The sequence below is a fragment of the Paraburkholderia sp. BR13444 genome (genome assembly GCF_040948755.1).
GTDB lineage: Bacteria > Pseudomonadota > Gammaproteobacteria > Burkholderiales > Burkholderiaceae > Paraburkholderia > Paraburkholderia youngii.
Genome location: NZ_JBFPKM010000008.1, coordinates 17,230 through 35,976, shown reverse-complemented (window position 1 = coordinate 35,976; position 18,747 = coordinate 17,230). Strand labels below are relative to the sequence as shown.

17 protein-coding genes are annotated in these 18,747 nt (G+C 64.7%); 9 read left to right on the top strand and 8 right to left on the bottom strand.

Annotated features, from left to right (window positions below):
• Positions 1-81: 81 nt before the first annotated feature.
• The gene (locus AB3X95_RS22440) at positions 82-1,119 is read right to left on the bottom strand and encodes a sulfate ABC transporter substrate-binding protein (protein ID WP_176368313.1); all 1,038 of its coding nucleotides are present in this window, start codon (positions 1,117-1,119) and stop codon (positions 82-84) included.
• Positions 1,120-1,221: 102 nt separating this feature from the next.
• A complete protein-coding gene (locus AB3X95_RS22435; RefSeq protein WP_176368312.1) occupies positions 1,222-1,824 on the bottom strand; it encodes an alpha/beta hydrolase in 603 nt (200 codons plus the stop codon).
• A gap of 316 nt (positions 1,825-2,140) precedes the next feature.
• Here AB3X95_RS22435 and AB3X95_RS22430 point away from each other — a divergent pair, with 316 nt between their 5' ends.
• From AB3X95_RS22430 to AB3X95_RS22405, 6 genes are all read left to right on the top strand, one after another.
• The gene (locus tag AB3X95_RS22430; protein ID WP_368622587.1) at positions 2,141-3,082 is read left to right on the top strand and encodes a 2-hydroxyacid dehydrogenase; all 942 of its coding nucleotides are present in this window, start codon (positions 2,141-2,143) and stop codon (positions 3,080-3,082) included.
• 117 nt (positions 3,083-3,199) lie between these two features.
• Complete coding sequence (locus tag AB3X95_RS22425; protein ID WP_368622586.1) at positions 3,200-4,126, top strand: hydroxymethylglutaryl-CoA lyase; 927 nt, start codon at positions 3,200-3,202, stop codon at positions 4,124-4,126.
• A gap of 34 nt (positions 4,127-4,160) precedes the next feature.
• A complete protein-coding gene (locus AB3X95_RS22420) occupies positions 4,161-4,682 on the top strand; it encodes a YbaK/EbsC family protein (protein WP_176109725.1) in 522 nt (173 codons plus the stop codon).
• 5 nt (positions 4,683-4,687) lie between these two features.
• Positions 4,688-4,933 (top strand): DUF1289 domain-containing protein, encoded by a 246-nt coding sequence (locus AB3X95_RS22415; RefSeq protein WP_368622585.1) that lies wholly within the window; start codon positions 4,688-4,690, stop codon positions 4,931-4,933.
• Positions 4,930-5,403 (top strand): MaoC family dehydratase, encoded by a 474-nt coding sequence (locus AB3X95_RS22410; protein ID WP_368622584.1) that lies wholly within the window; start codon positions 4,930-4,932, stop codon positions 5,401-5,403. The genes AB3X95_RS22415 and AB3X95_RS22410 overlap by 4 nt, the downstream gene beginning before the upstream one ends.
• Entirely contained in the window at positions 5,400-6,317 is a 918-nt protein-coding gene (locus AB3X95_RS22405) for an MBL fold metallo-hydrolase (protein ID WP_368622583.1), read from the top strand. Before AB3X95_RS22410 ends, AB3X95_RS22405 begins: the two co-directional genes overlap by 4 nt.
• 282 nt (positions 6,318-6,599) lie before the next feature.
• Here the strand turns inward: AB3X95_RS22405 and AB3X95_RS22400 are convergent, their stop codons facing one another.
• Positions 6,600-7,538 carry a DMT family transporter gene (locus AB3X95_RS22400; protein ID WP_176122285.1) on the bottom strand — a complete coding sequence of 313 codons (939 nt, stop codon included), beginning with the start codon at positions 7,536-7,538 and terminating at the stop codon, positions 6,600-6,602.
• A gap of 113 nt (positions 7,539-7,651) precedes the next feature.
• On the opposite strand from AB3X95_RS22400, the gene AB3X95_RS22395 reads away from it, so the two are divergent.
• Positions 7,652-8,122, top strand: coding sequence for an Lrp/AsnC family transcriptional regulator (locus tag AB3X95_RS22395; RefSeq protein WP_129960278.1), 471 nt, complete (start codon positions 7,652-7,654; stop codon positions 8,120-8,122).
• 37 nt (positions 8,123-8,159) lie between these two features.
• Here the strand turns inward: AB3X95_RS22395 and AB3X95_RS22390 are convergent, their stop codons facing one another.
• Positions 8,160-9,050, bottom strand: a complete 891-nt coding sequence (locus AB3X95_RS22390) for an alpha/beta fold hydrolase (RefSeq protein ID WP_184226102.1) — start codon at positions 9,048-9,050, stop codon at positions 8,160-8,162.
• A 316-nt stretch (positions 9,051-9,366) separates the two neighbouring features.
• On the opposite strand from AB3X95_RS22390, the gene AB3X95_RS22385 reads away from it, so the two are divergent.
• On the top strand, positions 9,367-10,326 hold the full coding sequence (locus tag AB3X95_RS22385; RefSeq protein ID WP_368622582.1) for an NAD(P)H-dependent flavin oxidoreductase: 960 nt from the start codon (positions 9,367-9,369) through the stop codon (positions 10,324-10,326).
• Positions 10,327-10,365: 39 nt separating this feature from the next.
• Here AB3X95_RS22385 and icmF read toward each other — a convergent pair whose 3' ends face one another.
• From icmF to AB3X95_RS22365, 4 genes are all read right to left on the bottom strand, one after another.
• Positions 10,366-13,758, bottom strand: a complete 3,393-nt coding sequence (icmF, locus tag AB3X95_RS22380) for a fused isobutyryl-CoA mutase/GTPase IcmF (RefSeq protein ID WP_368622581.1) — start codon at positions 13,756-13,758, stop codon at positions 10,366-10,368.
• Between the two features lie 116 nt (positions 13,759-13,874).
• Positions 13,875-14,807, bottom strand: a complete 933-nt coding sequence (locus tag AB3X95_RS22375) for a LysR family transcriptional regulator (RefSeq protein WP_176122289.1) — start codon at positions 14,805-14,807, stop codon at positions 13,875-13,877.
• A 151-nt stretch (positions 14,808-14,958) separates the two neighbouring features.
• A complete protein-coding gene (locus tag AB3X95_RS22370; RefSeq protein WP_176368304.1) occupies positions 14,959-16,044 on the bottom strand; it encodes a porin in 1,086 nt (361 codons plus the stop codon).
• A 556-nt stretch (positions 16,045-16,600) separates the two neighbouring features.
• The gene (locus tag AB3X95_RS22365) at positions 16,601-17,137 is read right to left on the bottom strand and encodes a hypothetical protein (protein ID WP_309235099.1); all 537 of its coding nucleotides are present in this window, start codon (positions 17,135-17,137) and stop codon (positions 16,601-16,603) included.
• 533 nt (positions 17,138-17,670) lie between these two features.
• Between AB3X95_RS22365 and AB3X95_RS22360 the strand changes: the two genes are divergently transcribed.
• Positions 17,671-18,696: a bile acid:sodium symporter family protein gene (locus AB3X95_RS22360; RefSeq protein WP_368622580.1), complete on the top strand. Its 1,026-nt coding sequence runs from the start codon at positions 17,671-17,673 to the stop codon at positions 18,694-18,696.
• Positions 18,697-18,747: the final 51 nt, after the last annotated feature.

Sequence of the window (18,747 nt, the reverse complement as noted above, 5' to 3'; positions counted from 1 at the left end):
GCATGCGCCAAGCGTGCGGGAATGAAAAAGGCTGCCTCGTTTTGCGAGGCAGCCTTTTACTTTTTACGCTAAACCCTAAGCTCACTTCCGATCGACAATTATCTGATCGAACGTCCCCCCGTCGGAGAAGTGCGTGTCCTGCGCCTTCTGCCAACTGCCGAACATCTGCTCGACCGTGAACGTCTTGATCGGCTTGAACTCGGCCGCGTGCTTCGCGAAGACGTTCTTGTCGCGCGGACGCAGATGATGCTGCGCGATGATCTCCTGCGCGGCCGGCGACCACAGATAGTCGAGGTATGCCTGCGCTTGCTTGCGCGTGCCACGCTTGTCGACGACCTTATCGACGATCGACACCGGCGGCGCCGCGAGCAAACTCAGCGACGGATACACCGCTTCATAGCTGCCCGCGCCGACACCCGTATCGATCAGCGATACTTCGTTTTCGAACGTGACGAGCACATCGCCGATACCGCGCTGCGTGAACGTCGTCGTCGCTCCTCGGCCGCCGGTATCGAGCACCGGCACGTTGCGGAAGATCGCCTTCACGAAGTCGAGCGCCTGCGCGTCGGTGCCGCCCTGCTGCTTGCGATAACCCCACGCGGCGAGATACGTATAACGTCCGTTGCCCGAGGTCTTCGGATTCGCGATCACCGCCTGGACGCCGGGCTTCGCGAGGTCGTCCCAGTCCTTGATGTGCTTCGGGTTGCCCTTGCGCACGAGGAACACCATCGTCGTCGTGTAGGGCGCGCTATCGTCCGGCAGACGCGCGCGCCAGTTGGCAGGGACCAGGTGGCCTTTTTCGGCGAGCAGGTCGATGTCGTTCGGTTGATTCATCGTCACCACGTCGGCCTGCAACCCCTGCAGCACCGACAGTGCCTGCGCGCTCGACGCGCCGTGCGACTGCCGCACCGACACCGTCTCACCGCTCTTCTGCTTGTAGTCCGCGATGAAGCCCGCGTTGATGTCCTTGTACAGCTCGCGCGTCACGTCGTACGACACGTTCAGCAGCGACGTATCCGCGCGCGCTGTCGTGACGCCGCCGAACGCGAGCGCAACCAGTGTGATGCCTGCCGTCACGACCGCTGTGAGCCGGCGTGATGTCCCCGTGTTGCCCTTCATTGTTTCCCCGTCTGTCGATGATCAAAACCTGTAGCCGCGCATACGCGGCATGACGCGGGATTCTAACGGATTGCTTACCTGGCGCGCGCCGCGGCGGGGTGCTCACACGAGCGCATGCTGCACCGTATCGATTGCCTCCTCGCGAAAGCGCAGCGGCGCCGCGCAGTGCACGAGCGTATCGACGAAGTACTTCGCACGCGGCCAAGGACCGAAGCCCGCCGCCGTGTTGATATGCCCCGCATCGCCGAGATTGACGAACGCGCTGCCGAAACGCTGCGCGAGATTGCGCGCGTCGGCAAGCGTCATCCACGGATCGGTTTCGCTGCCGATCAGGATCGACGGCACGCCCAGACGTCGCGCGTCGAACGGTCCCGCGAATTCGAACTTGCGCGGACTCGCGGGCGCGACGAACAGCACGCCGACCACGTCGCTGGCGAGTGCGCCCTGCTGCAACGCATGCGCAGTCGCAAGGCAGCCGAAGCTGTGCGCGGCCAGCACGAACGGACCGCGTTCGCGCGCGAGCAGATCGCGCAATGACTTTGCCCATAGCGCGAGATCGGGCGCGTCCCAGTTGGCCTGCTCGACGCGCAACGAGCGCGCGAACTGCCGCTCCAGCCAGGTTTGCCAATGCGCGCCTTCGCTGCCGTGCAGGCCGGGAACGGTGACGAGCCGTGGCGGCCAGCTCGATCGGGTGCATGAAAGCATGTGCGTGCCTCGCAGCGCAGGGAATCCGGGCCATCATTGTCCCGCTCGGTCGCGCGTCGATGAACCAAGATTTTGTGCTTTGGTTATGGGGCAAACGAAGAAATGCGCCGGTACGCGCGGGCTCGACGCCCGCGACTACACGCATCCCGAAGCGCACGCCCGTGCGCAGACGCGCGCGATTTGTGTCGAAAAAGTAGAATGAAGCCTATTTCATAACGGGAGGAGACCCGATGCCGCTCGCGTCGCTCCATCGCCGAGGCGCGCTGCCAGTCCGCCCCGCTGATGCGCAGATCGACGCAGCCGCAATCCGTACCGCATGAAAATACTCTTCTACGCCCCGCACACCGAAGCCGCCGCCTGGCTGCACGACTTCGCGCGCGCTTTGCCCGCGGCCGAGCTGCGCGAATGGCAGCCCGGCGACAACGCGCCAGCCGATTTCGCGGTGGTCTGGCGTCCGCCGCGCGAGATGCTGGCCGGCCGCACGACGCTGCGCGCGATCTTCAATCTCGGCGCGGGCGTCGATGCGATTCTCGCGCTCGAACGCGCGCACCCCGGCACGTTGCCGCCCGAAGTGCCGCTGATTCGCCTCGAAGATACCGGCATGGGCGCGCAGATGGCCGAGTATGTGACGCATGCGGTGCTGCGCTATCTGCGCCGCTTCGACGAATACCAGATGCTGCAGGGCGAGCGCCGCTGGAAAGTGCTCGAGCCGCATCCGCGCGCAACATTCACGGTGGGCGTGCTCGGTCTCGGCGTGCTCGGCACGCAGGTCGCGCAAACGCTCGCGTCGTTCGGCCTGCCGGTGCGCGGCTATAGCCGCAGCGCGAAGCGGATCGACGGCATCGCGACGTTCGCCGGCGACGCGCAGTTCGATAGCTTCCTCGACGGCGCGAAGGTACTCGTCAATCTGCTGCCGCATACACCCGATACGGAAGGCGTGCTGAATGCGCGAGTCTTCGCGAAGCTCGCGCGCGGCGCATATCTGATCAACGTCGCGCGCGGCGCGCATCTGGTCGAAACGGATCTGCTCGCCGCGCTCGCGAGCGGCCAGCTCGCCGCCGCGACGCTCGACGTGTTCCGCGAGGAACCGCTGCCCGCCGATCATCCGTTCTGGCGCGAGCCGCGCATCACGATCACGCCGCATACGTCGGCGCTGACATTGCGCGAGGACAGCGTCGCGCAGGTCGCGGACAAGATCGGCGCGATGATGCGCGGTGAGCAGGTGAGCGGAATAGTGCAGGTGGAGCGCGGCTACTAGGTGAATTCCCACGCCCGCGCGCGTCGCAGGCGCGCGGGCTGAACTGAATTACAGCAATGCGGCAGCACCCATCCTGGATGGGACTGCGGTAAAACCGCATCGGATCGGAGACACATCATGGCCTTACCGCAACAAGTGAAAATCGTCGAAGTGGGCCCGCGCGACGGGCTGCAGAACGAGAAGGAATTCGTGCCGACCGCGACCAAGATCGAACTGATCAACCGGCTGTCGGCGGCGGGTTTTCGCAACGTCGAAGCGGCGTCGTTCGTGTCGCCGAAATGGGTGCCGCAGATGGCCGACGGCGCTGATGTGATGGCTGGCATCGAGCGCCGCGCCGGCACCATCTACTCGGTGCTGACGCCGAACCTGCGCGGCTTCGAAGGCGCGCTCGCCGCGCGCGCCGACGAGATCGTGATCTTCGGCGCGGCGAGCGAGGCGTTCTCGCAGAAGAACATCAACTGCAGCATCGCCGAGAGCATCGAGCGCTTCGCGCCGGTTGCCGCAGCGGCGAACCAACATGGCCTGCGGATTCGCGGCAGCGTGTCGTGCGCGCTCGGCTGCCCGTATCAGGGCGAGGTGCCGGTCGCGTCGGTCGTCGACGTCGTCAAGCGCTTCGCGGCGCTCGGCTGCGACGAGATCGATATCGCCGACACGATCGGCGTCGGCACGCCGAAGCGCACCCGCGAAGTGTTCGACGCGGTGACCGAAGTGTTTCCTCGCGAGCATCTGTCGGGACACTTCCACGACACCTACGGCCAGGCGCTTGCGAACATCTACGCTGCGCTGCTCGAAGGCATCGAGATTTTTCATGCATCGGTCGCGGGGCTCGGCGGTTGCCCGTACGCGAAGGGCGCGACCGGCAACGTCGCGACCGAAGACGTGTTGTACCTGATGAACGGCCTCGGCATCCAGACCGGCATCGACCTCGCCCAGGTGGTCGAGATTGGCGACTTCATTTCGAACGCGATCGGCCGGGCCAACGTGTCGCGCGCCGGCAAAGCGCTGCTCGCGAAAGCGCGCAGCGAAGCGAATACCTGCGTATAAACGCTCCATCCATTTTGAATCAGGATTTCCAACGATGAACGACCTCGCGTCCTTCGACTCCGACGATCTCGCCGCGCTGCCCGACTCGGCACGCCGCGTCGCGCTGCTGCTGCGCGAACGCGGTCACGCGGGGCGAATCGTGATGCTGCCGGAAACCGGCAAGACTTCCGCCGAAGCGGCCGCTGGACTTGGCTGCGCGGTCGCGCAGATCGCGAAGTCGATTCTGTTCCGGCGCCGCGAAGACGACGCCCCGGTGCTCGTGATCGCGAGCGGCGCGAATCGCGTCGACGAAAAGAAGGTGGCCGCGCAGGTCGGCGAGATCGGCCGCGCGGACGCGAAGTTCGTGCGTGAAAAAACCGGCTATGCGATCGGTGGCGTGTGCCCGGTCGGCCACGCGACCGAGCCGGTCACGCTGATCGATGCCGATCTGCTCGAGTTGGAGAGCCTGTGGGCGGCCGCTGGTCATCCGCACGCAGTGTTCAATCTGACCGCGCAGGAGCTGATCGCGCTGACCGGCGCGCCGGTCGTCGATGTCGCGTTGCGCGAGACGGCCTGAACACGATGGCGAGCAGTAAGCCTTACGAACAAAAAGCCGGCGACGTCTGCGTGCCGTCGCCGTGCATCAACGTGTGCAGGATGGATGCGTCGACCGGCTGGTGCGAAGGATGCCTACGCACGATCGACGAAATCGCCGGCTGGTCGACGTTCGACGACGACGATAAGCGCGCGGTATGGGACGCGATCGAAGCGCGCCACGCGGAGTTCATTGCTGGCCGCACGGCATCGACGGAGAAGGAAAAGCAATGAAAGCCGCGCCGCGCGTCGTCACGCTCGGTGAGACGTTCAGTTCGACGCTCGCGTTGTCGGTGGAGTCGATCAAATCGTTCGCAACGCTCGTCGTCGATCTGAACCCGCTGCATCACGATGAAGCGTATGCCGCGCAAAGCCGCTTTGGCGGGCTGATCGCGTCGGGCACGCAACCCACCGCGTATTTCATGGCGCTGCCCGCCACGCATTTTTCTACTTACGCGCAACCACTCGGCCTCGAATTCGATATCAAGCTGAAGAAGGCGGTGCAGGCGCACGACACGCTGACGATCACATGGCGTGTGCGCGACGCTCACTGGAAGCCGAGCCTGAACGGCGACCTGACCTACCTCGAAGGCACCGTGGTCAATCAGCGCGGCGAACTGCTGCTGACGGGCACCTCGACGATCCTCGTGATGCCGAAGCCCGGCGCGCTCGAGCACGCGCAATCGAAAACGGCCGCACCATGATCGCGCTGCCCGCATCGATCCAGGTGTTCGAGCGCGGCTGGCTGTCGTCGAACAATGTGCTGCTCGTCGATGAAGCCTGCGCAGCGCTCGTCGATACCGGCTATGCGACGCACGCTTCGCAGACGGTCGCGCTGGTGCGCAATGCGTTGCACACGCGGCCGCTCGATCTGATCGTCAACACGCATCTGCATTCGGATCACTGCGGCGGCAACACGCTGTTGCAGGCCACATGGCCGTGTCGCACGCTGATCCCGTCATCCGAAGCCGATGCGGTACGCGACTGGGACGAAACGCGCCTCAGCTTTCGCGCGACCGGTCAAACCTGCGAGCGCTTCGGCTTTACCGGCACGCTCGCACCCGGCGCGCGCTTGCGGCTCGGCGCACTCGACTGGCAGGTGCTCGGCGCACCGGGCCACGATCCGCATTCGCTGATGCTTTATTGCGCGGACGAACGCTTGCTGATCAGCGCGGACGCGCTATGGGAAAACGGTTTCGGCGTGATCTTTCCCGAACTCGAAGGCGAAAGCGGCTTTGCCGAGCAGCAAGCCGTGCTCGACATGATCGCGACACTCGACGTGCGCGTGGTCATCCCAGGCCACGGCGCGCCGTTCACGCATGTCGAACCGGCGCTCGACCGCGCGATGTCGCGCGTAGCCTGGTTGCGTGCCGATCCCGCGCGCAACGCCAGGAACGCGCTGAAGGTGCTGATCGTATTCAAGCTGCTCGAAGTTCGCGAGATGAGCGTGGACACGCTTTTGCGCATGCTCGACGACGCGTCCGTGATGCGCGCCGCCGCGTCGATGCTGAAGCCACGCAGCGAATGGCCAGCGTTGCTAACGGGACTGATCGGGGAGCTCGCGGCAAACGACGGACCGCTCGAAGTGGACGGCACGCGCATTCTTGCGCGGCGTTGAACGTGTGATTGACCCGTGCAGCCGGTGCGGTCGAAAAGCGCACCGGAACCAAAACCGTACCGACAAAAAGAAAGCCGCTCGACGAGGCGAGCGGCGGAACATCTGTGTGGACGTGATCAGCGTCACCATCAATGATACGCGCGCGAATATTCGCAACGCATCGGTGATTTCCCTACAGAAAATTGACACCGCGTTTTACAAATGCATACATCTTCTGTCATCAAGCCGCGTTAGGCGTTCGAATGTGAGCGCTTTATTCCGGAATCCCTGGCAATATCCGTATCACGTGGACGACAGGCGCTTTTTCTGCGGCACGATCCGCCAGCCGAGATTCACGCCCGCCGCCGCCAGCAGAATCAGCGCGGCACCGAGCACCTGAATCCATGCGAGTGTCTGTCCGAACGCAATCCGGTCGACGATGATCGCGACCACCGGATAGATGAACGACAACGCGCCCGTCATCGACGTTGGCAGCTTCTGAATCGCGCCATACAGCAGCACGTACATGAGACCGGTATGGACGACGCCGAGCACGACCAGTTCGAGCCACTGCCCCCCGCTTGCCGGCAATGCGTCGAAGCGCACGAACGGCGCTAGCAACAGCACGCCGAGCGACACCTGGATCAGCGCGAGCAGATGCGGCGGCGTGCCCTTCAGCCGCTTCGTGATGATCGACGATACCGCGTACATCGCCGCCGCGCCGACCGCATAGGCGACGCCGACCAGATATTGCCCCGGCACCGCGAGCACGGCCGGCTCGACCTTCACGACGAACACGAGCCCGACGAACGCGACCACGAGCCACGCAATCGTCGACGCGCTGATACGCTCGCGAAACACCAGCGCACCGAGCCCGACCAGCATGAACGGCTGCGTGTTGTAGACGGCCGTCGCCATTGAAATCGACGCGCGTGAATACGCGGCGAACAGCAGCACCCAGTTTACGACGATCGCCGCGCCGCCGAGTAACGCGAGGCCGAGCATCTTCCACGAAAACAGCTCGCGGCGAAACAGGCCGAGCACCGCGCACACGAGCGCGAGCGTCGCGCCGCCGAAAATGCAGCGGAAAAACACCACGTTAAAAGGGCTTTGCTGCGACGACACGACGAGCCAACCGATCGTGCCCGACATCAGCATCGCAATGCTCATCTCGGCCGCGCCGCGGCGGATGTCGCTCGACGAACTGCTCGAGCTCGTCGCTGAAGCCTTGTTTGAAGCCATGATTCGATCCCGGATTGATGACTGCATAACTGGCAGTGTAATTAATCCACCTGCGCGAATACATGGCTAAACTTAAGCGTTACCGCTTTTTCACCTCATAAACGAAGGCCATTATGAGCAAACGCCTTGCATCGATCGCACCGGTCGCACTTGACGACACCGACCGCGCACTGCTCGCCGCGCTCGCGCAGGACGCGCGCCAGCCGGTCAGCGAACTCGCGCGCGTCGTCGGCTTATCGGCACCCAGCACGGCCGAGCGCGTGCGGCGGCTCGAAGCGCAGGGCGTGATCGAGCGCTTCACCGTGCAAATCGATCCGCGCGCGCTCGGCTTCACGCTGCAGGCGATCGTGCGCGTGAAGCCGCTGCCCGGCCAGTTGCATCTGGTCGAAGAAGTGATCCGGCGCATTCCGGAGTTCGTCGAATGCGACAAGGTAACCGGCGACGACTGTTTCATCTGCCGCCTGTACCTGCATTCGATCGAGCAGCTCGACGAGATCCTGTCCAAAGTGACCGAGCGCGCGGAGACCAGCACCGCGATCGTCAAGTCGACGCCGGTCGCGCGACGTCTGCCGCCGCTCGGCTGACAAGGTCGAACGAAGGCCGCGCGAAACGGCCCGGCGCTTATTTTTCGACGGCCTCGAAAAACGACAGCATCTCGGCGACCAGTTCATCCGGCGCTTCCTCGGGCAGATAGTGCCCGCACGATAGCGCGCGGCCGCTCACGTCGCGCGCGACATGCCGCCATTCGTCGAGCGCATCGAAGCATTTTTCGACCACGCCCTTGTCGCCCCACAGCACGCGCAGCGGACAGCCGATCTTGTTGCCGCGCTCGATATCCGCGCGATCATGCTCGAGATCGATGCTCGCCGACGCGCGATAGTCCTCGCACATCGCGTGCACCGCGCCCGGTTGCGCGAGCGCTGCCCGATACGCGTCGAGCGCGGCGGGGTCGAACGGCGCGAGGCCCGCGTGACGTCCGCCCATCACCGCGTCGACATAGGCGGCCGGATTCGCGCCGATCAACGTTTCGGGCAGCGGCTCGGGCTGGATCAGGAAGAACCAGTGGAAGTAGTGCGTCGCGAACGTGCGGTCGGTGGCTTCGTACATCGCGAGCGTCGGGGCGATATCGAGCAGCATCAGACGCTCGACCGCCTCGGCGTGATCGAGCGCCATCCGGTGCGCGACGCGCGCGCCGCGATCGTGCGCGCAGACGAGGAAGCGCTCGAAGCCGAAGTGGCGCATCACCGCGACATGGTCGGCGGCCATCGCGCGTTTCGAATACGGCGTGTGCGTCGCATCGCTCGGTGGTTTGCCCGACGCGCCATAGCCGCGCAGATCGGTTGCGATCACCGTGAAGTGCTGCGCGAGCGGCGCGGCGCAGCGTTCCCAGATCAGATGCGATTGCGGATGGCCATGCAGCAGCAACAGAGGCGGCCCGGCGCCGCCCTTCACTCCGAAAATATCGACATCGCCCGCGGCGACGCGAAAAGGCGTGAAATTTTCGAAGGCCATGACGTCTCGTTGATCGATTGAGGTCCGTGCATTGTAGAAGGCCGACAAGTCCGTGCGAGGTGGGATAACCCACGCAGACGTGGAACCCGAATACTCCTTCGAACCGTTCCAAATGGCCCTAACGCGCGGTGGGCGTCCACTTCGCCTATAATCGAACGGTCGTTCTTAAATGTTTGTCGCGACTACGGCATGCCGGTTTCGTGCGATTGCCACACGCATTCGCCGCCCGGCACGCCGCAAGCCGCGTGCCGCCGCTAAACTCATCTATCCGCCGGGCGCGCGCCGCACCGGTTGGCCCAATCTGGAGATTCGCACCATGGCACTGCCCGCCGTTCTGCACAACCTCGCGCTGCCCGTCGTCGCTTCACCGATGTTCATCGTCAGCTATCCCGAACTCGTGTTGGCACAGTGCAAGGCCGGTATCGTCGGCTCGTTCCCAGCCCTCAACGCGCGTCCGGCCGAACTGCTCGACGAGTGGCTCACGCAGATCCAGGCGCAACTCGCCGAGCACAAGGCCGCGAACCCGGATGCGGTGATCGGCCCGATCGCGGTCAATCAGATCGTTCATCAGTCGAATGCGCGGCTCGAACACGACGTGCGCGTGTGCGTCGAGCACAAGGTGCCGATCTTCATCACCAGCCTGCGGGCGCCGGCACGCGAGATCGTCGATGCGGTGCATAGCTATGGCGGCATCGTGCTGCACGACGTGATCAATCTGCGTCATGCGCAGAAGGCGCTGGAAGCTGGCGTCGACGGGTTGATTCTGGTTGCGTCGGGCGCGGGTGGCCACGCGGGCACCACCTCGCCGTTTGCGCTGGTCGGCGAGGTGCGGCGCATTTTCGACGGCCCGATCGTGCTGTCGGGCTCGATTGCGAACGGCGGCTCGATTCTCGCCGCGCAGGCGATGGGCGCGGACCTCGCGTACATGGGCACGCGCTTCATCGCGACCAAAGAAGCGCATGCCGTTGACAGCTACAAGCAGGCGATCATCAACGCGAAGGCGTCGGACATCATCTACACGAACCTGTTCACCGGCGTGCATGGCAACTACATCCGCGAGAGCATCCAGAACGCGGGGCTCGACCCGGACGCGCTGCCCGAATCGGACAAGACCAAGATGAACTTCGGCAGCGAAAAGGCGAAGGCGTGGAAGGACATCTGGGGCGCAGGCCAGGGCGTCGGCCTGATGGACGACGTACCCGACGTCGCCGAACTCGTGCAGCGTCTGAAGAAGGAATACGACGACGCGAAGGCGCGGCTCGGCATCGCGCGCTGAAGGTGTTGAACGGGGGCGGGCCGGGCCGCCCCTCGCGGCCTACATATTCCGACGATACTGCCCGCCCACCTCGAACAGCGCGTGGGTGATCTGCCCAAGCGAACACACGCGCACCACGTCCATCAACACCGCGAACACGTTGCCGTCGTCGATCACCGTGCGCTTCAGGCGTTCGAGCGCCTCAGGCGCGGCGTCGCGGTGGCGCGTCTGGAAATCCCGTAGCCGCCGCAGCTGACTCTGCTTTTCCGCGTCGGTCGAACGCGCCAGCACCAGCGGACGCGGCGCTTCATGCGGATGCGCGCTCAGGAACGTGTTCACGCCGACGATCGGATACGAGCCGTCATGTTTGCGATGCTCGTACAGCATCGACTCGTCCTGAATCCGTCCGCGCTGATAACCGGTTTCCATCGCGCCGAGCACGCCGCCGCGCTCGGTGAGCCGCTCGAACTCGGCGAGCACTGCTTCCTCGACCAGATCAGTCAGCTCGTCGATCACGAAGCTGCCCTGATTCGGATTCTGGTTCTTCGCCAAACCCCATTCGCGATTGATGATCAGCTGGATCGCGACCGCGCGGCGCACCGATTCCTCGGTCGGCGTCGTGATCGCTTCGTCGAACGCATTGGTGTGCAGCGAGTTGCAGTTGTCGTAGATCGCGATCAGCGCCTGCAGCGTCGTGCGGATGTCGTTGAAATCGATCTCCTGCGCGTGCAGGCTGCGGCCCGACGTCTGCACGTGATACTTCAGCTTCTGGCTGCGCTCGTTGGCGCCATAGCGCTCGCGCATCGCGATCGCCCAGATGCGTCGCGCGACGCGGCCGAGCACCGTGTACTCCGGGTCCATCCCGTTCGAGAAGAAGAACGACAGATTCGGCGCGAAGTCGTCGATCGACATGCCGCGCGCGAGATACGCTTCGACGTAGGTGAACCCGTTCGCGAGCGTGTAGGCAAGCTGCGAGATCGGGTTCGCGCCGGCCTCGGCAATGTGATAGCCGGAGATCGACACCGAGTAGAAATTGCGCACGCCGTGTTCGACGAAATACGCCTGGATGTCGCCCATTACCTTCAGGCTGAATTCGGTCGAGAAGATGCAGGTGTTCTGCCCCTGGTCTTCCTTCAGGATGTCGGCTTGCACGGTGCCACGCACGTTTTCGAGCGCGGCACGGCGCGTGGCGGCGAGTTCGGCTTCGGTCAACGGGCGGCCTTGCTGTTGCTCTTTCAAAGCAAGCTGCTGGTCGATCGCGACGTTGAAGAACATCGCGAGGATCGTCGGCGCGGGGCCGTTGATCGTCATCGACACCGATGTGTCCGGCGAGCACAGGTCGAAACCGTCGTAGAGCGTCTTCATGTCGTCGAGGGTCGCGACCGACACGCCCGAATTGCCGACCTTGCCGTAGATGTCCGGGCGCCCGTGCGGCTCCTCGCCGTACAGCGTTACCGAGTCGAATGCGGTGGATAACCGCTTGGCCGGCATGCCTTCCGACAGCAGCTTGAAGCGGCGATTGGTGCGCTGCGGATCGCCCTCGCCCGCGAACATGCGCGTCGGGTCCTCGTTCTCGCGGCGAAACGGAAACACGCCAGCGGTGAACGGGAAATAGCCGGGCAGATTGTCGAGCATCAGCCAGCGCAGGATCTCGCCGTGATCGACGAATTTCGGCAGCGATACTTTGCGGATTTCGGAGCCGGACAGCGTCGTCACGGTCAGAGCGGTGCGGATTTCGCGTTCGCGGATGCGCACCACGTGTTCGTCGCCGGTATAGGCGGCCACCGTTTGCGGCCACGCATCGAGCAGCTTGCGTTCGCGCTCGCCGAGCGCGGTGTTGCGTTGCTCGATCAGCGCGTCGAGCGATGAGGCGTCGTTGCCCGCTTCGCCGAGCATGCGGCGCGTCTCGACGAGCTGCCAACGCTCGCGCGCGATCTGCGCCTGCGCGCCGGCCCGCTCGCGATAGCCGCGCACCGTCTGCGCGATATCGGCCAAATAGCGCACGCGCGCGGGTGGCACGATCGCGTGCAGGTTGCTCGAAAAGCGCAGACCTTCGGGAGCACTCAGGCGCGCGCCGCCGTCGCGCAGGCCGTGGGTGCGCAGCGCAGCGGCGATGCGCAGGTACAGCGCGGTCACGCCGTCGTCGTTGAAACGCGACGCGATCGTGCCGAACACCGGCATCGCATCGGGCGATGTCGCGAAGTCCGCGCGGTTGCGCTGCACCTGCTTGGCGACATCGCGCAGCGCATCCTGCGCGCCCTTGCGATCGAACTTGTTGATCGCGACGAAGCTCGCGAAGTCGAGCATGTCGATCTTCTCGAGCTGGCTCGCGGCGCCGAACTCCGGCGTCATCACGTACAGCGATTCGTCGACGAACGGCACGATCGCCGCATCGCCCTGACCGATCCCCGAGGTCTCGACGACGATCAGATCGAAACCCGCGACCTTGCACAGCATCAGCGCGGCGGGCAGAGAGTCGGAGAGTTCGGTCGATGCCTCGCGCGTCGCCATCGAGCGCATATACACACGGGCGTCGCCCCGTGCGCCACCGCCCCAGTCGCCGATCGCGTTCATGCGGATGCGGTCGCCGAGCAGCGCGCCGCCGGATTTGCGGCGCGACGGATCGATCGCGAGCACGGCGATGTTCAGCGTGTCGTCGTAGTCGAGCCGGAAGCGGCGGATCAGCTCGTCGGTCAGCGACGACTTGCCTGCGCCGCCGGTCCCGGTGATGCCGAGCACGGGAACCCGCGTGGTCTGCGCGAGCGTCGATAGCTGGTCGCGTGCGGCTGCGTCGACGGTGTTCGTTTCGAACGCGCTGATCAGTTGCGCGAGGCGGCGGAAGATCGGCGCGGCGGGATCGTCAGGGTAGGAGCCGGGGGCAGTGCGGCCGTGTGGAGCATCAGCCTCGACGCAAAACGGTAATGGACGCGCGGCCAGCTCGGCGAGCCATTCGCGCACCGGCGTCGGCCGCGCCGCCTCGGCCGCGCGCGCGCCTTCGACGCAGCGCGCGATCATGTCGTCGATCATGCCTTGCAGGCCGAGCCGCTGACCGTCGTGCGGCGAGTAGATTTTTTCGACGCCGTCGCGTTCCAGCGCGGCGATCTCCTCGGGGACGATCACGCCTCCTCCGCCGCCGAACACCTTGATGCGCTCGCCGCCGCGCGCACGCAGCAACTCGACGAGATAGCGGAAATATTCGTTGTGACCACCCTGGTAGCTCGACACGGCGACGCCGTCGGCGTCCTCGTTGAGCGCGGCGGTCGCGACTTCGGCGACGGAGCGGTTGTGGCCCAGGTGGATCACCTCCACGCCGCTCGCCTGCAGGATGCGCCGCATGATGTTGATCGACGCGTCGTGGCCGTCGAACAGTGCGGCGGCGGTGACGAAGCGCAGGCGCCGGCCCGCGGGCAGCTCGTGGCTGCCGGCACGCTGCGGCGTGGACAGATCGGTCATGTCTCCCCCAATTCATTTAACTGATGGGTGTTGACAATCAGTATATAGAAACGGGGTAAGACGGCGCCGGGGGCGGGCGGCCGATTGGCGGCGTTTGTTAGGTGCTTCGTGAAACGCTACCGCACAGCCAACGCCTTGATCTCATCAAGCGACGGCCACAGCGATTCGTTCGCGAACCGCGCCGCCAGAAAATCGACGAACGAGCGCACCTTGGCCGACAGATGCCGCCGGCTCGTGTAGACGACGTGGATCGGCAGTTCGCGCGGCGGCACTTCGTCGACGAGCAGCGGCACGAGCCGCCCTTCGGCGAGATCGCTGCCGATCACCTCGGTGCCCAGCATCGCGATGCCCGCGCCGTGCAGCACGACCACGCGCTGCGCCTCGAGCTGATTGACGATCAGGTTGCCCGACAGGCGCACGCGCGAGCTCGCGTCGCCGGTCGCGACTTCGAGTGCCGACACGCCCGCGTACTGCAGATAGTTGTGGCGCGCGAGATCGGCGACCCGCTTCGGCGTGCCATGCTTGCGCAGATAGGCGGGCGACGCGCACAGCACCAGATGCGCGGTCGCGATCTGCCGCGCGATCAGCGACGACGACTTGAGCCCGCCCGGCGACGCGCGAATCGCGACGTCGAAACCCTCGTCGATCAGCTCGACGACGCGGTCGGACAGCGTCATATCGACGGTGACCTGCGGATACTGCTCGGCGTAGTCCGCGACCGCGGCCATCACGTGATTCAGGCCGAACGCCGATAGCGACGACACCCGCAGCCGCCCGTGCGGCACGACGCTCGCCGCGCCGACCGCCTGGCCTGCCTCGTCGAGCTCGGTGAGCGCCTGGCTGAGCCGCTCGTAATACTCGCGGCCCGCCTCGGTCGGTGCGACGCGGCGCGTGGTGCGGTTCAGCAGCCGCGCGCCGAGCTGCTGCTCCAGATGCATCACGTGCTTGCTCGCCATCGCCGCGGACATCTCCATCTTCTCCGCCGCACCGACGAAGCTACCTGCTTCGACCACGTGGCGAAACACTTTCATGCTGACGAGGGTGTCCATCTCAGTCGCTCGCTTCAGGAATCAATCCACGCCATTTTGCCGGGTTTATCAAAGGGACGGCAGCAAAACACCCGTATTCGATTGCGCTGAAAACGACAAAGCCCGCGTTCCGGGCGGAACGCGGGCTTTGCGGTGAAACCGTAGGCCGGGATCAGAACTTCGCGCGCAACCCCGCGCCGTACGTGTTGCCGCTCGACTGACCAGTGATGTGGTCATACATGTACGCGGCATACACGTCGGTGCGCTTGGACAGCGGATAGTCGTAGCCGACCGCCGCCGTCTGGCGCGTCTGGTTCGAACCGCCGCCGTTACGCGAATACGCGTACGACGCCATCACCGAGCCCGGCCCGAACGGCACCGTGACACCGCCCTGTCCGGTGTTCACGTGCCAGCTCGTCACCTGCTGGTTGTTGTACGTGTACATGTACTGGCCGTACAGCTTGACGAACTTCAGGTCGTACGACACGCCCGCCTGCGCGACGCTCTGGCTGCGCAGACCCGGCACGCCCGAGGTTTCGAAGCTGCCGAGGTCGCCCGGCACGTTATTGAAGTTCACGTACTGGTACACCGCGGTCGCCGCGAACGGGCCGTGGAAGTACAGCACCTGGCCGCTCCACTTCTTCGCGCCGTTCTGGGTCGTGTTGCCGAGCGCATACATCGCCGTCGCCGACAGGCCGTTGAAGTTCGGCGTCGAATACGACACCGCGTTGTTCCAGCCCGAGTCGCCGGTCACGCCCTGATCGGTCGTGTAGGTCGGGAAGGTGCCGAGGCCGAGGTACACGTGGGTAACCATCGGCGAGAACACGTACGAATCGATGAACGGGTTGAACAGGATCGTCGACACGAACAGCGGCGTCGTCAGACGGCCGGCCGTCACCGTGCCGTACGGCGATTCGATGCCGACGTACGCGTTGCGCGAGAACATCGTATCGCCGGTGAAGCGGCCGAACTCGCCAGTCTGCGCGCGGAAGAAGCCTTCGATCGTGAAGATCGCCTTGTAGCCGTTGCCCAGATCCTCGGTCCCCTTGAAGCCCCAGTAAGACGTCGACATGCCACCGCCCGACACGACTACCGCGGTCTTGCCACCCGGAAACTTCTGCGCACCGACCCATTCGTCGACCTGGCCGTAGAGCTGCACGCTCGATTGCGCGAATGCCGACGATGCGCTCGCCAGCGCGGCGACCCATGCGGTGGCCTTGAGAGTAGTCTTCAGCGCGGTGCTGAGGCTTGTGTTCATTGGTTCTCCAATCTTTGTCAAAAAGGTGTGGCTGTGCGAAAGGGGGCGCTCGCGCGAAACGTTGTTGTTATCCGTTCGATCGTCGAGTCAATCTGGGCGGGTCCATCTTTGCGGACCATTTTTATAAACAAAAATATCGCTGCTTATTGCGGGTATATCGGTCTGATTAGTTTGGTCGGTTATCGGCTTGATATGACACTTCAGCTGGACTGCGGCCGGCGCCCCGGATGCAATGCGGCATGCGGCGAACCGCGCGCCAGGGCGGCGGAAACGCCTTAAATGAAGGGCCATGGCGCGACGCGGCAGAATGCCAAGATTTGACGCTGACCGATACTTCGATGCCGAGCGTTTTCAAAAAAGTGTGGCGTCGAAACGTCAGATTCGGAGCTCGCGCGCAGAGGAAGGCGCGCGGAGGATCGCGGGAAGGGATCTGGAGGACGGGTTTTGCGACAGGTGATATGCGGTCGCGTTGCGTGTAGAGCCGGCAGCCTCACCCGTTCAGGCAGCGGCGAACGTGGCCCACTTGACGCGAATCGACCAGGTAAATCGCGCTCAGCTAATTGCGATAGGGTGAACCGCCCGGTTGCCGCGGATCGTCGGACGGGCGTTGCATTGGACGCGCGGCGCCGCGCTCTTCGTTGTAGCGGGCGACGTCGGCGCGGATCGAGCCGTTGCGCATCGGCATGTTGGACGGTGGATGCGGTACCGGACGCGCTTCCGCACTGACCGGCGTGATCGCGCCGGCATAGCTGGACGGATCGCCGACACGGCGCATGCCGGACTTGTAGCTGCCGAAGCCATAACCAAAATTGGCGTCCGCGATGTTCGGATTGCCGCGCTGTGCGCGTGCGTCACGCCAAGCCGTCGCATTGCGCGAGCCGCGCGGAGCAGGCGCGCCACCCGCACCGGCGTAGTGGCCGTCGCCGTGCATCTCCATGCGCGGCGTGTGCCCGCCAGCGTGGTGCGAATAAGCGCCGCCCACGGCGCCACCGCCGCCATGGGGCACACCTTGCCCCTTCGCATAGGCGAACGAGCACAGCACGGCGATGACCGCGCCCCACGCCCAGTGCCTCGTTCTCGACAACCCGTCCACCTTGTGACTCTCACGCCCGAAGACTTGCCTGAAATCCACCGTTCGAGCTGCGATGGACCTGTTGCGGGAGGAGAAAAGCGCCGCGTGCCTGCCGCGGCGCAGGCATCCCTGCGGCCTTTGACTGAGTAATTTATGGGCGTGGGCAGAGGGTGTCGAGCCAAAAAGTGTTAGGTCTCGTCGGTGGATGTAACACCCTGTTACTGCGGCGTTTTTCGCGCTGGAGCCCTTGTGCGGGTACGCCATTGCGACTTGCTTCGAGGCGTTTTCGCCTACTCCGCGCGAACCCCGTTTGTTGCAAATAAACGCCGCTTGCAACGTCGATGGATGAACGGTTTGTCGCGCGGAAGCACGTCGCCAATACTGAAATCGGGTGCGCCGCGCGAGTCAATGCGCAAACTTCATTAATCGATTCGGCAAATGAATTTGCGTTTTCAATCGACTTTCGACAACAATAGTCGTTTCCCATTGACACGCACCGCGCCGTGACAGGCCCGTCCCGTGCTCACACCGCGTCATTGAATTGAGATTGCGACATGGCCCGTCCGAAATTCCTTCCCGATAACTTCACCCTGTGCCTCGTCGGCACCGTGATCCTCGCCAGCCTGCTGCCCGTTCATGGGCAGGCCGCGGTGGGGTTCAACTGGGTGACGAACATCGCGGTCGGCCTGCTGTTCTTCCTGCACGGCGCGAAGCTGTCACGCGAGGCGATCATTGCGGGCGCGACGCACTGGCGCCTTCACCTGGTGGTGCTGCTGAGCACGTTCGCGCTGTTTCCGCTGCTCGGCCTCGCGCTTAAACCGGTCGTTTCGCCGCTGGTCACGCCGTCGCTCTACGCCGGCGTCCTCTTCCTCTGCACGCTGCCATCGACGGTCCAGTCTTCGATCGCGTTCACGTCCATTGCCAAGGGCAACGTGCCGGCCGCGGTATGCAGCGCGTCCGCCTCGAGCCTGCTCGGCATCTTCGTTACCCCAGCACTCGTCAGCCTCATCGTGACGAATCAGGCTGCGAGCGGCGGTACTTCGCCGTGGCATACGATCGGCAACATCGTGCTGCAACTGCTCGTGCCGTTCGTGGCCGGCCAACTGTTGCGCCCGCTGATCGGCAAGTGGATCGAGAAGAATCGCGGCGTGCTGAAGTTCGTCGACCAGGGCTCGATCCTGCTCGTCGTGTACGGCGCGTTCAGCGAGGCCGTCACCGAAGGCCTGTGGCACACGATTCCGCTCTCTGCGCTCGGCGGCCTCGTCGTGGTGAGCTGCGTGCTGCTCGCGCTCGCACTGGGCGTGACGATCTTCGTGAGCAAGCGGCTCGGCTTCAATCGCGCGGACCAGATCACGATCATCTTCTGCGGCTCGAAGAAGAGCCTCGCCGCCGGCGTGCCGATGGCCAAGGTGATCTTCGCGTCGCACGCGGTCGGCGCCGTGGTGCTGCCGCTGATGCTGTTCCACCAGATCCAGCTGATGGTCTGCGCCGCGCTCGCGCAGCGCTGGGGCGCCCGCGACCTCAGCGGCGAGAGCGAGGCGGCGGCACGGCGACCCGCCGCCGCCGTCGCGCGCCGTTGAACACACTCGCAATGCGAATCGGACATTCATAAGCGCCCTCCCTGAGCGTCG